The organism is Candidatus Phytoplasma ziziphi (assembly GCF_003640545.1).
GTDB lineage: Bacteria > Bacillota_I > Bacilli_A > Acholeplasmatales > Acholeplasmataceae > Phytoplasma > Phytoplasma ziziphi.
On sequence record NZ_CP025121.1, the window covers coordinates 204439 to 220024 of the forward strand.

Genomic DNA, 15586 nt, shown 5'->3' on the forward strand with positions numbered 1-15586 from the left:
CGATAAAATCCTTATTAAAAATAAAAAACACCTGATAAATTATAGGTGAATTTTTTATTAAAATTTAATATTTTTTTTTAGAAAATTTTCTACGGTTTTTTCTTTCTGTACTTGGTTTAATATAATATTCTTTTTTTCGAGCTTGCACTAAATTTCCTGATTTAGAAACATCACGTTTAAAACGACGTAAAGTTTCATCAAAAGTTTCTTCTTTGCGAACAATAGTCTTAATCATTTAATCAACTCCTTTTCTGCACAAAAAATAATTTAATTATAAAAACACATAATCAAAATAATACCAAAATATATTTTTTAATATTATTTTTTCAATATATAAAATATGCTATCATAAATAAATAAAAATAAAACAAAAAAATAATTTTTTCTAAGACTTTAAAGTATGTTGCAAATATAAAAAAGAATTAACAAAATAAATACAAACTAAACAAAAAATAAAACGATTCAAAACAACTTGCGTGCCATCAGGTCTATGATTTCCGTATTGTTCTGAAAAAATATCTATTATACTTTTTTCTGTAGTAAATAAAACTCCTAAAATTATTAAAACACAATTAATATACATATAATAAGCTGTTAAATATGACATTGTTACAAACCTCGCTTTTTCAAATTAAATTAAAGCTTTCGCAAAAACATCTTGAGCATTTTCAACAACAATAATTTCTACTTTTTTTCTAACTTCTTCAGGAATATCATCTAAATCTTTTAAATTATCTTTAGGAATAAAAATAACATTCAATCCACTTCTATCAGCGGCGATAGCTTTTTCTTTTAAACCGCCTATAGGTAAAACAGAGCCGGTTAAAGTAATTTCGCCAGTCATTCCAATATTTTTTCGAACAAATTTCTTTTGAATAGCTGAAAAAATACAAGTAGCTATGGTAATGCCAGCCGAAGGACCATCTTTAGGAATAGCTCCTTCTAAAAAATGAATATGAAAATCATTATTTTTGAAAACGCTATATTCGATACCTAACATTTCAGCATTAGATTTCAAAAAGCTAAAAGATGTCATTGCGCTTTCTTTTAAAACTTTGCCTAAATATCCTGTTAAAACTAATTCTCCGCTACCTTTAAAATGAGTAACTTCGACAGGTAAAATATCTCCGCCAAAAGAAGTATAAGCTAATCCGTTTACAACTCCAATTTGATCTTTATTATTCATTAATAAATGTTGATAAATAATTTTTCCTAAAAATTTTTCAATATTATTAGCTTCTATTTTAATTTGTTTCACTTTATTAAGCAAAATTTCTTTAACTGTTTTTCTTACCAAAGTGGCAATTTTTTGATTTAATTCTCTAACTCCAGATTCTTTAGTATAATGTCTAATTAAAAAAAGAATTGTTTCTTTATCTATAAAAAAATTTTTTTCACTAATTCCGTGACCTTTTAACTGTTTAGGTATTAAATGTTCTTGAGTGATAACTACTTTTTCTTGTTCTGTATAAGAATTCAATTCTATAATTTCTAAACGATCTTTTAAAGGTTCTGAAATATTACTTAAATCATTAGCAGTTGTTATAAATAAAACTTTAGATAAATCAAAAGGTTCTGATAAATAAAAATCTGTAAAAGTTTCATTTTGTTGCGGATCCAAAACTTCTAATAAAGAAGAACCAGGATCATGTTGATAATTATTAACTAATTTATCTATTTCATCTAATAAAAAGACGGGATTCATTACTCCAGAATCTTTTAAACCACTTAAAATACGGCCTGGCATTGCTCCAACATAAGTTTTTCTATGGCCTTTAATTTCGCTTTCTTCTTGTAAACCACCCAAAGATTGTTTAACAAATTTACGACCTAAAGCTTCAGCTATAGAAATAGCCAAAGTAGTTTTTCCAACTCCAGGAGGACCTACAAGACAAATAATAGTTTGAGGATTTTTTTGAGTCATTATTTTAACAGCTGCATATTCTATAATACGTTCTTTGACTTTTTTTAAACCGTAATGATTTTTTTCTAAAATTGTTTCTATTTTATTTAAATCATCAACATCTTTACTTATTTTTCCCCAAGGTAAAGCGATAACAAAATCTAAATAATTACGAATAACAAAGGAATCTGCCAAATTAGAAGAAATCGATTGATAACGAGAAAGTTCTTGTAATACTTTAACTTTTATATTTTTAGGCATTTTAGAAATATTAATGTTTCTTCTTAATTCTTCTATTTCTTCTTCTTTTTTAGCTTTATCACCTAACTCATTTTGAATGGCGCGCATTTTTTCTCTTAAATAAAATTCTTTTTGATTTTCGTCGATACTACGTTTGACTTCTGCATTAATTTTATTTTCTAAATCTATGCAATCTAATTTTATTTCAATATCTTGTAAAATTAAAATAAGTCTTTTGTTTAAATTAGGCTCTTTTAAATATTTATATTTATATTTTTCTTCAATTTTTAAAGCAAAAATAATTAAATCTGCGGCTTTTTCAGTTGTAATTCCATCTTTTATTTGTTTTAAAAAAGTAGTTTCTGAAATTAAAAAAAGTTGATTAATATTAGAAGCTATTTTCTCCATTATTAATTTAATAAGAGTTTTTTCTTCTTTCAAATCCCCAAAAGTAATCGGTAACTCTTTATATTTAGCAAAATATACATCTTTTTCTTTTGATATTTTCTTAATTTGAACTCTTTTAATAATACGTAATTTGACTTTATAAAGTTCATCATTAATTTTAATAGAAACTAAAACCTTTGCTAATACTCCAAATTTTTCTATATCAGATATTTTAGGATTTTCTTGAAATAAATCTTTTTGTAATAAAACAAGAACATAAGGACATTTATTAAATTCAGAATAATTTAAAGCATTTATAGAAAAATTTCTACCTACTTCAATCCTTAAATCATTAAAAGGGATCGGAACAGTATCTCTAACAATGATAGCAGATAACTCTTCAGGGATAAAATTAATTTCTAACTCTTTATCGTTCTTAATCATTATAATTTTCGAATCCTTTTATCAAATTTTTAAAATTAAAATAAAATTTTAATTTTTTTATATACAAATTTTTAATTATTTATCATTATTTTTTACTAAAAAATCAACAACCTTTTGTCTTATTAAATAATCTTTTATATTTTTAACAAAATATGAATTTGTTTTGATTATTTGAATATCTGTTTTATATTCGGTACTTACTTGTTGACAAGTTGCTTCTAATTCTTCAGAACTAATTTCTATTTTTTCTTTAGTTCCTATTTCATCTAATAAAAAATTCAATTTAATTTTATTTAAAGCTTGTTCTTGCATTTCTTGTGAAAATTTTGTTTCGTCTAATTTTGTTTGTTTCAAATATTCTTCTAAACTTACTTTTTTAGATTTTAATTCTTCTTCTAACTCTTTTTTTAAATTTTTGGCTTCTTCATCTATCAAAAACTGAGAAATTTTTAAATTAGATTTTTGAACTAAAAATTCTAAAATCTCTTCTTTTCTTTTGTTTTCTACTTCATATTTTTTTTGAATTTCTAATTCTTCTTTAATTTTCTTTTTGAACTCTGAAACATTATTGATATTAGGAAATTTCATACTTTTTACTAATTCATCATTTAAAACGACATCTTTTTTTCTTTTGATATCATGTAGTAAAACTTTAAAAACAACTTCTTTTCCGGCAAGTTCTTCTTTTGCATAATCTGTAGGAAAACAAATATTAATATCTTTTTCTTCATTTCTTTTTAAAGCTATCATTCCTGTTTCGAAACCCGGAATAAATTGATTAGAACCAATTTCCAAAGTATAATTAGTAGCTGATCCGCCTTCAAATAATTGGTCATTTAAATAACCTTTAAAATCAAAAATAGCAAAATCTCCTGATTCTAAAGATGAATCTTTTTCTTTTGATTCTAAAATAGGATCATTTTTAAATAAAACATCTATCTTTTTTTCAACTTCTTCATCTGTAATTTCTAAATTATAATTTTTTGCTGGAATGTTTTTATAATTACATACTTTAATTTCTGGCTTTAACATAAATTCTATGCCAAAATTAAAAAAATCCTTTTTTTTAAGTAAATCTTCTGGATTAAAATTAATTATTTTCGGTTCTCCAATGATATCATATTCTTTATTTTGTTCAAATATTTTTTTTAATTTTTTTTGAACTAAAAATGAAAAAGCATCATCATATAAAGAACGTGGATCAAAATGCTTTTCATACATGTCCCTTGTTACAAAACCTTTTCGAAAACCTTTTAATTCTACTTTAGATTTTACTTTATTATAAATTTCTTCTACAAAAACATCAAAATCATCTTTATTTATTTCAAAATGATACTGAATCAAATCATCATTTATTTTTTTAATTTGCATATTTATCTTACCTAGTCTTTTAAATATTTATTTATAACATATGTATTACTTTGTTTATATAATTCAAAAAATTTTAAATTATAAAATATTAACTTACATTTATAATTATATATGTATAGTACATTTATTTATGTAATTATATGTATATAAATGTATATAATATATAAATTATATTATTTTATACTGTTTGGAAAATATTAGATTAAGGCATAATAGGAAAATATATAATGTTTAAACAAACATCCATAACAACATCATTCATAGAAAATATAAAAAATTCAAAAAATAAATTTTTTTATTTTTTATTAATCTTAACTGTTTCGATTTTATGTTTAGATTTTTTTCATAGTTTTAAAATTTATAATTTTAATCAAACGTCAAAATATTTACCTTTACCTAATTTAGAATGGTATCATTTCATATCTTTTTCTAAATACAGTCTATTAACTATTTTATCATTATTTTTTATAATACTAAAAGAGAATAAAAATAATAAAAAATATAAAATAACTAATTTTATAGCATTATGTTCTTTAATAAATATTTTAATAAATACTTTTTGTTTTCGTTCTTTTATAAGAGATCTAAATATTTACCCTTCTAATATAAAATACTTTAATTTAATTATTTACTATTTAGAATTTCTTTTGCTTCCGTCTATATTTTTATTTTTTTATTTTTCAAATAAATTTAAAGTTTCATGGAAAATGATAATACCTATTTTATTAAATTTTATCTTTTATTTAATAATTAATTTTATTTTAAATTTAATATATTATTATATTAGTATCGCAACATTTTTAAAAGAACAATTAATTAATTATGATAACAAAATAGAAACATATTTTCTAATTCCTTATATACAAATCATAATCTCTTTTGCATATTTAACTAGCATAATTATCTGTTTTCAAAAAATGAAAAAATATTTCTTTTTGAAAGTATTTGTATTAATATTAACTATGTTGTCATTATCTATCATTACTTTTAATTACAAAGAATGGAAACATGCTACATCATTATTTTCAGAATCAAATTCAGGATCTGGTATTTTTCCAGAAACACAAGAAATGTCCCAATATTTTACAAATATTTCTAATTTAAAAAAATCCGAGCTAAAAGAAAAAGGATATAAAATTTTAGAATTAGGAGCCGGAACTGGAAATGTCACTAAATACTTAATAGAAAAATTTGGAGTAGAAAACATAATATGCATTGAATGGCATTGGCATTTATGTGATTTTTTAAGAAAAGAATATCCTGGCCTAACAGTAATCCAAGGGAATGCAGCAGTTTTTATAAATTTATTAGAAAAAAATGGATTATCAAAAAATAAAATTAAAGGAATCGTCTCTACTTTACCTATAAGTATTTTCGAAAAAACTGATTTTATAAATTTTGAAAATAACATTAATGAAATAATTAAAGAAAATAAAATCAAATTTATGAATTATCGTTTTAAATTTTTCGAAACAAAAGAAAGACAAATAAATATAAAACCAAAAGAAGATTTAATTTTTATTACTAGTTTCATTCCTGTAAGTATTTATACTTTTGAAGGAACTGACCCGGAATAAACGTTTTTTCAAAATTACCATAAAAGCAATTCTCAAAAACTAATTACTAAAGTTATGAACCACGTATCCAAGAATTTCGAAAAGTAACCAACGAACTAAACAAAAAAATCGAAGAAATCAAAAATCAATATCCTTCATTAGAATCACAAAAAAACCCATTAGAAATAAAATGTAATAATTTAACCTCTACAATAGATAAATTAAATTTTAGACATCCTGATTTACAACGTTTTCAAACTGAAAGACTAGAAAAAATAGTTCAAAAAATCGTAAACATTGATCTACAAATTAAAAATTTAGAATAAGAACAAGAAATGTACGAAGAAATGCTATCTAATGCTAATAAAATGTTAACAAAGAATGAAAGAGATTACACAAAATCCTATAACGATATTTCGAGACTTTACACCATTGATGGACTAGACGCAGCAAAAGACGCATTTGAAAATATAGGTAGAGCCCTTCCCGATGCAAAAACAACAACCGCATTAGTTCTTGGTGCAGGTTTAGCAATAGGCGTAGGCGTACTTAGTGGTGGTTTAAGTAGTATAGATGGTTTAGAAGCATTATTGATTTAATGTTAACATCTTTTAAAAATATTAAAGAAGGGGAATATAATAATGCCAAATAATGAAAATAATAATGTTAATAATAATGATAATAAAGATTCATTTATTGAAACACACGAAAAAATAAAAAACAAAAAAAATAAAGTTAGTTATATTCCTTGTTTAACTTTTTTAATAATAGCGGTTTTGTTAGTTTGGTATGGAATACATACTTTACTTAATGATAAAGATATACATAGAGCATTATTAAATAAGAAAGATAGTATAGTAAACGAAACAGTAGACAAAATTACAATTAAATTAAATCTTCCACAACAAGACGAAAACCAAGCAACTAATGTAGAAAATAAAAACCAAGAAATAAAAGGACAAGATGGAAGCCAAGAGGCCAAAGTACAATATGAAAATCAAGAAACAAACGGAAACCAAGAAACAAAAGGACCAGTCGGAGACAAAGGACAAGATGGAAAACCAGGGCAAATATTAATACAAGGCCCTTCATTATTAAAACCTTATTTAATATATCAAGGAAAAAAAGAGGTGTTTTTTTTCCTAAAATTGGTTTTATTTTTAAAAATTAGTAATTTTGTTTTTTTTCATGAAAATATTTTTTTTAAAAAATAATTTATTTTTTTGTTTTTTTTCATTACTTATTTATTAATATTATATATTTTTTTTATTTTTTTTGCAAATAAAAAAAATATATACAACAAAAATAACCCTTTTAAAAAGGGTGTTTTTTCCACTTAAAATATTTATATTTGTTTTTATTATTTTTTTATGTTATATTTTAAATGGTTTCTATGTTTAAATTGTTTTTTTATGTTATATTTTAAATGTTGTTTTTGTAAAATAAATTTTCCTACCAATAAAGGCATGTACGCCTTTATTTTTTTTGTAGTAATTTATTTCATCATTTCCAATATCTAAAATTGTTTTTCCTGGTTCATAAGTTTCATTTAAAATAATTTTTAATGCTAATGTATTAATATATCCTTTTACTTTTAACATATCATAATAAAAAACCTTTTTAAATTCATAACCGAGTTTTTTTGAAAATATTTTTTATTTTATTTTTTGTTAAATAAATAATTATATTTTGTCTCGGTGGGTTTTCGCAGTTTGTAGAAAATGAAAAAAGCCGACGGCCTTTCCCTCTTATTTTTGAATCTCTCGCCTTTCCTAAATATTGGCTTAAATATTTTGTAATAATGTCCTCGTATTTTTGTTTTGTTTCAAATAAATTTTTTTGACCTTCTTTTATTTCGTAGCCTTTTGTTATTTCTATTTTTTCGCCGTTTTTTGTTGTTTCTTTAACTTTGTTATATATTCTTAAATGTTGGCTTACTGTGTTTGGATTTTCTATTTTTGAATATACTTTTTTTACAGCTAAAAACCATAATTCAAAAATGCGAGGGCTTATATTATTGAATTATATTTTTTGTATTTTATATGCGTTGTTTTATGCCCTAATGCTTGAAATAAATCAATGTTTAAAAATACAATATGATTATGCCATGCTTGGTTTTTTGTAATTTCTAGTACTTTGATTGATTTCAAAACTTTTTTTATAAATTTTTTACTATAACCATTTTTTATTAATTCCTTATTTAATAAAAACATAAAATGTTTTCTTGCTTTAATTATTTTGTTTATGTCGGTTGTTTCTTGGTTTAAAATCCTTTTTCCGTCTTTTGTAATAAATGCTGGTAATGTTGTTGTTAAAAAAGTTATTTTTTTTGTATAAAAAATATTATGTAATGTTTTCATTTTCATATTGTCAGTACTTATTTTTAAATTTGTTTTTTGTTGTTCTTTTTCTTGGGTTGTTGTTTTTGTTGCTAATGATACAACATACCCATTACCGAATTTTATACCCCAGTTAGCTTTTACATAACATATTTTTTTAAATACTCGGTTAATGTCGCGTTTGTTATTTTTTCTTAAAATTATATGTATTGTTTTAGCATCTACAATTTTTTTATTTTCTAAAATAAATTTTATTTTTTCGTCGTTTGTCATTTCATAAAAAAATTGTTTTAATGTTCTTATGTCTTTTGTATTTATTTTTTGTTCGTATTGATATTGTAAATATCTTATGACGTCTTACCATGCTTCTTTTTGTTCTTTGTAAATTTCTTTTTTAAAATTTGCATTGTCTATAATATGTTTATATGCTAAAAATGATATTTCTTTTGCTTGTGCCTCTTTTCCATATGTTGTTATACCTATTCTACGTATAAAATTAATTTTATTGTTAACGTCGTTGTTTTCCCAGTTTAACATTAATGTTATGTTTTTATCGTATGAAATTTGTTTTTCTTGGTTTTCATATTTAAAATTTGTTAATATATTATAATTCATTTTTTTATATCTTTTTTTTAATGTTTTTATTTAATTTTTAATATATAATGTTTATATAAAAGAAATGTAAAAAGAGGTGTTTTACATTTCTTTTTATTTTTATATTTGTATATTATTTTTTTTTAACATATAATATTTTTATAAAAAAATTTATAAATTTTTAACACCATTTATAAATTTTTTTATTTTTGTAAAATCTAATTTACTTTTATTTTTTGTATTCTATAAAATCCATTTTTTAAATATTTTTAATTTTTTTTAATAAAAAATTATTTTTTTGTTATTTTGTATTTTTGTAAAATTTGTGTTGTTATGTTTTTAAAAAGATTGTTAAGCGGTTTACAATCTTTTTTTTTTTTTTATTTATTTTTTGAAATAAAAAAAAAAAAAAAACAGCGCGGAGGATTTTTTAACATAAACCATTTAGACATCAACATTTATTTTTTTTACAAAATTATATTACAAAATATTTTATTAAAAATTATTTTTATATATTTTATATTTATTTTATTAAAAATTTTTTTTCAGTTTATAATAAAAATACAAATTATATTTTTTTATTTTTTAAATAAAATGTGTGTTTTATTTTTATAAAGCAGTTTTTATTTATATTTTTTTTACAAAGCATTTTTTTAAAAAAAATATTTTTTATGTTTTTTGCCCGAAAAATCATTATATAAAAATTTTTAACTTTTTTATATATTTTGTTTTTTTTCTAATGTTTAAACAACATAAATTATGCTATAATTTAAGTAGATATTTTATTTTTTTTTTTTTTTAGTTAAAAAAAATTTTTTTTATTTATTTTATACATTTCATTTTTTTTAACTAAAAATAATTTATACGTATTTACGTACTTTTATTTTATAAGAGAGCGCCCCCTTGAATATAACAAGTGAAATAAGAACACAAGCATTTTTTTTAAATGTTTTGTGTTCTTTTTTTTGCTTGTTATTTTGTTATTTTATATAAAAAAAATTATTTAATTTTTTTTAAATGCATATTGTATTTATTAATATTTTTATTTAATTATTTTTTTTCATATCAAATTAATTTTTTTTATATAAAAATTATTTTTGATATGAAATTAATTTTTTATATAAAATTATTTTTTATATAAATAATCTTATAAAAAAAGTCTTGTAGTCTTGTAATAAAAAAATATAAAAATTTTAATTGATTTAAATTTAAGCGAATTATTAAAAATATAATAAAAATTAATTTTTATGTAAATTATTTTTATATTAATTTTTAATGCGCGTTTTTTTATTTTTTTAAAAATTGAATTTCATTTTTAATTTTTAATAACATATTTTTTATATGTTTTTTGCCACCTATAAAAAAACCGTTTAAGCTTGTTATCATTGATTTTAAAATTGCAATTTTTACATATAAATTTTGTATTTTTTTTATAGTTGATTTATTTTTTTTGTTTATTTCTAAATCTACAAAAAATTTTTTTAATTCGTTTTCGTTTTCGTATAATTCTATTAAAAAATCATTTTTTATTTTTTCGTCCTCGTATTTTTCTAACGGTTTATAGTCTTTTTCATTATACATTTTTTTTATTCTCCTTTATTTTCTAAAAATATTTTTTTATATGTTTTTACATCGTATTTTTTTAAAATGTCGTCGGCGTCTTTACAAAGATAACGAGGGTGTATTTTTTTTATTTCATTTTTAATATTGTTTTTGTTTAATTGCGTTTTTAAGCGGTTTGCGTTGGCTGTTCCGCTCTTGTCATTATCTAATGCGATTATAATTTTTATGTCGTTTTTTTTTAAAAAAATTTAACATAAAATTACTTAACAATTTTGTTATTGTAATTAATCCTATAACGTTTTTAATGTTGTTGTTATGACAGTTTATAACATCAAAAAATCCCTCGTGGATGATGGCCGTTTTAGTTTTTAAAATTGTATCTTGCGCCTCAGTAAATCCATAACAAATTAAAAATATATCTGTGTTGCTAAAATTGATTTGTGATTTATATTTTGGTGTGTATCTTGTAATTTTTTTATTAAAATTATTTTTGTAAAAATGATATGTGTTTTGATTTTGCATTATTGGTATTATGATACAGTCATTGAGTGCATCACATAAAAAAAATTGTTTTATAAAGTCATTATCATTTTTTATATTTTTATAATAATTTTTATATATTAAAAACGTTTTTAAAAAAAAATTAATATCCATTTTTTTATTTTTAATATATGTTAATAATTTTGTATTGTCTTTGTTGCTATAACCTAATTTAAATTTTTTGATTGTTTCCAATGATAATTTACGCTCGTTTAATAAATAATTTAATACTTGTGTATTATTCATTAATTTATCATGGTAAAAATCAGTTATGACATTAAAAAATGGAGAATAATTTTTTTTGATTTCTTGTTTAATTTTTATTTGTTGTTTTTCTTTTAATTTTCGCGTTTCGTTTTTTTTATTTTCTAATGTTTTATCTTTGATTATTTGTTTTTTAAAATATGTTTGTAATTCTTTTTTTATTTCTTGTATTTCGTTTTTATGTTCTTTTTTATAATTCGTATTGTTTTTATTTTCTTTTAATTTCGCGTTGTCTTTTTTTCTTTTTGTTTATTATTTTTTTTGTAATAATTTTGTATTTGATTTGTTTTATAATAATTTTCTAAAAAATAATTTAAATGAAAAATTGCAAATTTAAAATCAAGACCCGTTTTTTTTGATAAATTTCTATAACGTCCCATGCTTTATTACATCCCAGCAATAAACATTATTATTATTGTTTATATCACAGCTTATACCGCTTTTACTGTCATGATATAAACAATTAAATTTTACGTCTTTTGTTGCTGTTGGTTTAATAATATTTAGTAATTTTAAAATATAAATCATTTCTATTTTTTTTATGTCTTGAATATTAATTTTTTTATTGCTTGCATTTTTAATTTTGTTTTTTCTTTTAATTCGTTTTTGATTTTTTCAATTAACATTTTATTTTTTTACCTTTATTGATTTTTAAAATAAAAAAAAGGGGTTTCCCCCTTTTTAATTTTTTTTTTGATTTGCTGTTATTAAGTGCTTAATCAAGATAAAAAAGGAAACACCATAAGAGAATATAAATTATTTTCTAATATGAAAGCAAAAGAAAAAAACCACAGTGGAAAAATCAATTATTTTCATAGAAAAGATTTTGAAAATAATTTAATCAAATACGATTTAAATATGTTCCCTATTGAATGGACTGATGGGAGAGAGAATTTATATAATTTAGAATATGATAGTAACGGGGAAATTAAGCACAAACATAATTTTGATGTTTCCAAAGCTAATTACAATTTAATAAAAACTAATAAACCTGATAATACACCTAATATGATGGTAAAGGATGTAGAAGGTGCAAATGGATTTTGGAATAAAAGCGATTGTTATTTAAATGCAACAGATAATATGAATATTATTTGTGTATTAAATGACAGCTGTTGGAAAGATTATACTCCTTAAATTCGTTTTATAACTAAAAACTTAGAATTAAGGTTTGATTGGTTAACATTTATTTCAGCAAAGTTCAAACAATATATGGGTTGTGTTCCATCAAAATAGAACCAGTTGGAAAGTTCAAAAATTAAAAAAGTAAACTATTTATTAATTACTATTATCGTAACATAAAAAAAATAAAATGTCAAGTAAAAATTAAAAATTTTATAAATTTATTTTAAAAAATTTAACTAAACAAAGAAAAAAAGAAAAAGAAAGAACCAAAGAAAAAGAAAAAAAGAAAACATATGTTAAAAAAAAAAAAAAATAATATATATATATTATTTTTAAAAATCTTTAATCTTGTTTTTTTATTATAACAAAAAATATATATTTTGTCAAATATTTTTTTTAAAAAAATTTAAAAAAAAGCAAGATTTAAAAAAAAAAAAAAACAAGATTCAAGATTTTTAAAAATATTTAAAATTTTAAAAAAAACAAGATTCAAGATTTTTAAAAATATTTATTAATCAATTTTTTTTATATAAATTTGATTAAAAAAATTAAATAAATAACAAAATAATTAAAAATGGCGGAATGTTCGGTCTAATTTTAAGATATCATCAAAAATGACAGCTTTAAAGGTGTCTATTCTTTATTAAAAAGTATCTAGTAATAGTATTCTACTTAAAATTAAAAAAAATGTCTTATTTAAGTTATTTTGCCTCTCATAGAGAGAATTTATAGTTTATTTTAACCTCTATTTTATTGTTTCTAAATTTTTTATGAAAATTAAATTAAATTTTTTTGTTTTGGCTGAATATTTTTTTCAATGAGGTATTCAAAAAGAAAACCAACAAGTCAAGCCCTCATTATTATTTGAGAGCGTTTTGTTGGTTTTCTTTTTGATATTTAAAATGGTAAAACCACAAAAAGCCTCTATTCTCTTTTAAATCAAAAATCTTTTTTTATTATAAAGGAATTTTTGATTAAAAGTTGTTTTTTTTCATCTCTCTTTTTGTGGTAAATTGTTTTTATTTTTCTTTGGTATTCATTTTCTCTGTATATAAAGTAATATATTGTTTTTTTGGATTAAAGTGAAGGTAGTAAGTAGCGTTTCTACCTTTTTCCCATCTTTTATTTTGTTGTAAAGGACATCGAACTTCATTGACGTAAAAGTCTTTATCTTCTTCTAATAAATATTTAGGACCTTTGTATTTCATTTGGATAGTGTCGTCGATACTGATAAAAGAATTGTTAAATTTAGAATCTTCCTTACTTAAACTATCTATATCAAACTGTGAACATACAAAATAACTCATTTCACTACCTCCAAGACCTTTATAAGGAGGCATTTTATTTGTATAATACCAATTATTGAAAGGTTCTCTAATAAAAGGCGCTAAATCTTTAGGAATTTTATCTTTGTATTGACATTGATCGAAACCGTTGAAACGACTCAAAATATAAGTTTTTTGAATAGGTGTCTTATCTTTATTTGGTTCTAAATATTTTAAAGTTCCTTGTTTCCATTCTTTATATTGATCTTCGCATTCTTTACGATAAGCTAAGATTTCTCCTTTAGTTTTCTTAATTCCTAAAAGATTATCTAAGGCTTCATCTAAATCAGAAGATAACATGACTTCATGATTTTGATTTTCAAAGGCGAAACGGTCATAATTCGTAGCCGCTTCCGTTACTAATTTAACCCAATCACGATTGGATAAAGTTTTCTCTTTGATTTCTATATTTATTTTATGTTTTTGAGCTTCTTCTTGAGCTTCTTTTTGAGCTTCTTCTTGAGCTTCATTATTAATTTTTTCTAAATGCTTATAAGCTCTTGTCACTAAACTTTCTAAATGATTAACATCGTGATAACTTAAACGATAATTATTTTTTAACATAAACCATTTTAAAAAACCAGGTGTTTCTTCTTTTTTAAAAGAATCTATTTTAATTTCTTTTTGAAAACGACTTCTTAAAGCGCCGTCAATTTGTTCTAAATGGTTAGTACCACCCATTAAAATAATTTTTTTATCAGTTCTTTTAAAACCATCTAATTTTAATAATAAATTATTAATAATGTTTTTAGAAGTTTGATTAGCGTTTTTATCTTCACGATTCGCTAACCCACTAATTTCATCAATGAAGATAATTGTTTTCTCATGGGATTCAGCTTCGGCCCAAATCTTTTCTAATTCTTCATTACCTTCTCCGACATAGGTTTTATCAAATTGAGAAGGATCGACAGAAATATAATGAGCGTCTACTTCACCGCTTAATGCTTCCATTAAATGACTTTTTCCTGTTCCAGGAGGTCCATATAATAAAATACCCATGGGTTTTAAATTCCGATAACCAATAATATGTTTTTTGGCATTAAAATAATGAATAATATTAGCGAATTGTTCTTTTTCTTCTTCCATACCATAAACATCTTGAAATGTTTTTTTCTTTTTCTTTTCTTCTAGAGGCGTATTTTCTTTGAAAGCTTTCATTTCTCTTTCAATTTTTTTAATTCTTTGATCAAAAGATAATAATTGTTGATCTAAAAATAATTGATATTTTTTTAATTTTTTAATTTCTTCATCATTATTTTCATTTTGAATTAATAAACTTTGAATTTGTTTTTTTTCCGCTTCATTATAATTCATGGCCTCAGTTAAAAGATTAATTTCTTCTTCAAAGTCTTTTAATTGAGTTACTTGAGTGAAAACTTTTTTTTGTTCCTTAATAGTTGTTTCATTTTCAGTTTTCTTTTGATGCAACGCTTTTCTTTCTTCGATTAAAGTCAAAGTTGCTTGATTTAATTGGTCTTTCTTAGTTTGAATGTCGGCATGTTGACTTTTTAAATCTTTCATTTTTTGTTCTAAAATTTTTTTCTCATCAACCGATAATAATTCTTTTTTAAGTTCTTCTTCTTGAGTTTGAATTGCTTTTTGTAAATAACCTAGTTGAACCATATAATCTCTTAATTGACCCATTTTTAAACGGATTTCTTCTGATAAAAGCTTATCTTGAGTATTAATTTGTTCTGCTTCATTTATTTTTTGTTGATTTTCCGCTTCTAAATCTTTTAATCTTTTTTCTAACAAAGATAAAGTTTCTTGATTTTCAACATTATTAAGAGGAGATGTATTCTTGTTAGTAACAACCTTGTTAGTATTTAACCCATAATAAAGACTCAATCCTATAATTAAAAAACTTAAAAAAATTAAAAAACTAAAATAAATTTTTTTCATAAGAGTCATATAAAGCCTCCTTTCTTTTTTGAA

The 15586-nt window shown here is 21.7% G+C and carries 15 protein-coding genes; 4 read left to right on the plus strand and 11 right to left on the minus strand.

The annotated features are described in order from the left end of the window. Nucleotides 1-64: 64 nt before the first annotated feature. The 4 genes from rpsU to tig all read right to left on the minus strand — a co-directional run bounded on the left by rpsU (nt 65) and on the right by tig (nt 4345). Nucleotides 65-235, minus strand: coding sequence for a 30S ribosomal protein S21 (rpsU, locus tag CWO85_RS01130; protein WP_121463867.1), 171 nt, complete (start codon nt 233-235; stop codon nt 65-67). Between the two features lie 150 nt (nt 236-385). Beyond that, nucleotides 386-607 carry a hypothetical protein gene (locus CWO85_RS01135; RefSeq protein WP_121463868.1) on the minus strand — a complete coding sequence of 74 codons (222 nt, stop codon included), beginning with the start codon at nt 605-607 and terminating at the stop codon, nt 386-388. 24 nt (nt 608-631) lie between these two features. Beyond that, nucleotides 632-2974: an endopeptidase La gene (gene lon, locus CWO85_RS01140; protein WP_201736603.1), complete on the minus strand. Its 2343-nt coding sequence runs from the start codon at nt 2972-2974 to the stop codon at nt 632-634. Between the two features lie 75 nt (nt 2975-3049). Then, on the minus strand, nt 3050-4345 hold the full coding sequence (gene tig / locus CWO85_RS01145; RefSeq protein WP_121463869.1) for a trigger factor: 1296 nt from the start codon (nt 4343-4345) through the stop codon (nt 3050-3052). 227 nt (nt 4346-4572) lie between these two features. On the opposite strand from tig, the gene CWO85_RS01150 reads away from it, so the two are divergent. The 3 genes from CWO85_RS01150 (at nt 4573) to CWO85_RS01160 (ending at nt 7115) form a co-directional block, all read left to right on the plus strand. Next, complete coding sequence (locus CWO85_RS01150; protein ID WP_121463870.1) at nt 4573-5922, plus strand: class I SAM-dependent methyltransferase; 1350 nt, start codon at nt 4573-4575, stop codon at nt 5920-5922. A 314-nt stretch (nt 5923-6236) separates the two neighbouring features. Beyond that, nucleotides 6237-6500 carry a hypothetical protein gene (locus tag CWO85_RS01155; protein ID WP_121463871.1) on the plus strand — a complete coding sequence of 88 codons (264 nt, stop codon included), beginning with the start codon at nt 6237-6239 and terminating at the stop codon, nt 6498-6500. A 42-nt stretch (nt 6501-6542) separates the two neighbouring features. Further along, entirely contained in the window at nt 6543-7115 is a 573-nt protein-coding gene (locus CWO85_RS01160) for a hypothetical protein (RefSeq protein ID WP_121463872.1), read from the plus strand. A gap of 201 nt (nt 7116-7316) precedes the next feature. Here CWO85_RS01160 and CWO85_RS01165 read toward each other — a convergent pair whose 3' ends face one another. The 6 genes from CWO85_RS01165 to CWO85_RS01205 form a co-directional block, all read right to left on the minus strand. Further along, nucleotides 7317-7502: a hypothetical protein gene (locus tag CWO85_RS01165; protein WP_121463873.1), complete on the minus strand. Its 186-nt coding sequence runs from the start codon at nt 7500-7502 to the stop codon at nt 7317-7319. A 408-nt stretch (nt 7503-7910) separates the two neighbouring features. Next, nucleotides 7911-8513, minus strand: a complete 603-nt coding sequence (locus CWO85_RS01170; RefSeq protein WP_121463874.1) for a hypothetical protein — start codon at nt 8511-8513, stop codon at nt 7911-7913. 84 nt (nt 8514-8597) lie between these two features. Beyond that, nucleotides 8598-8855: a hypothetical protein gene (locus CWO85_RS01175; protein WP_121463875.1), complete on the minus strand. Its 258-nt coding sequence runs from the start codon at nt 8853-8855 to the stop codon at nt 8598-8600. A gap of 1266 nt (nt 8856-10121) precedes the next feature. After that, nucleotides 10122-10415 carry a hypothetical protein gene (locus CWO85_RS01195; protein ID WP_121463879.1) on the minus strand — a complete coding sequence of 98 codons (294 nt, stop codon included), beginning with the start codon at nt 10413-10415 and terminating at the stop codon, nt 10122-10124. A 5-nt stretch (nt 10416-10420) separates the two neighbouring features. Then, nucleotides 10421-10645, minus strand: coding sequence for a toprim domain-containing protein (locus CWO85_RS03855; protein WP_121464247.1), 225 nt, complete (start codon nt 10643-10645; stop codon nt 10421-10423). After that, the gene (locus CWO85_RS01205; protein WP_320410447.1) at nt 10599-11372 is read right to left on the minus strand and encodes a hypothetical protein; all 774 of its coding nucleotides are present in this window, start codon (nt 11370-11372) and stop codon (nt 10599-10601) included. Before CWO85_RS01205 ends, CWO85_RS03855 begins: the two co-directional genes overlap by 47 nt. Before the next feature lie 540 nt (nt 11373-11912). On the opposite strand from CWO85_RS01205, the gene CWO85_RS01210 reads away from it, so the two are divergent. Continuing rightward, complete coding sequence (locus CWO85_RS01210; protein WP_152031101.1) at nt 11913-12338, plus strand: hypothetical protein; 426 nt, start codon at nt 11913-11915, stop codon at nt 12336-12338. Nucleotides 12339-13345: 1007 nt separating this feature from the next. Here CWO85_RS01210 and CWO85_RS01215 read toward each other — a convergent pair. Next, nucleotides 13346-15562 carry an ATP-binding protein gene (locus CWO85_RS01215; protein WP_121463882.1) on the minus strand — a complete coding sequence of 739 codons (2217 nt, stop codon included), beginning with the start codon at nt 15560-15562 and terminating at the stop codon, nt 13346-13348. Nucleotides 15563-15586 lie beyond the last annotated feature (24 nt).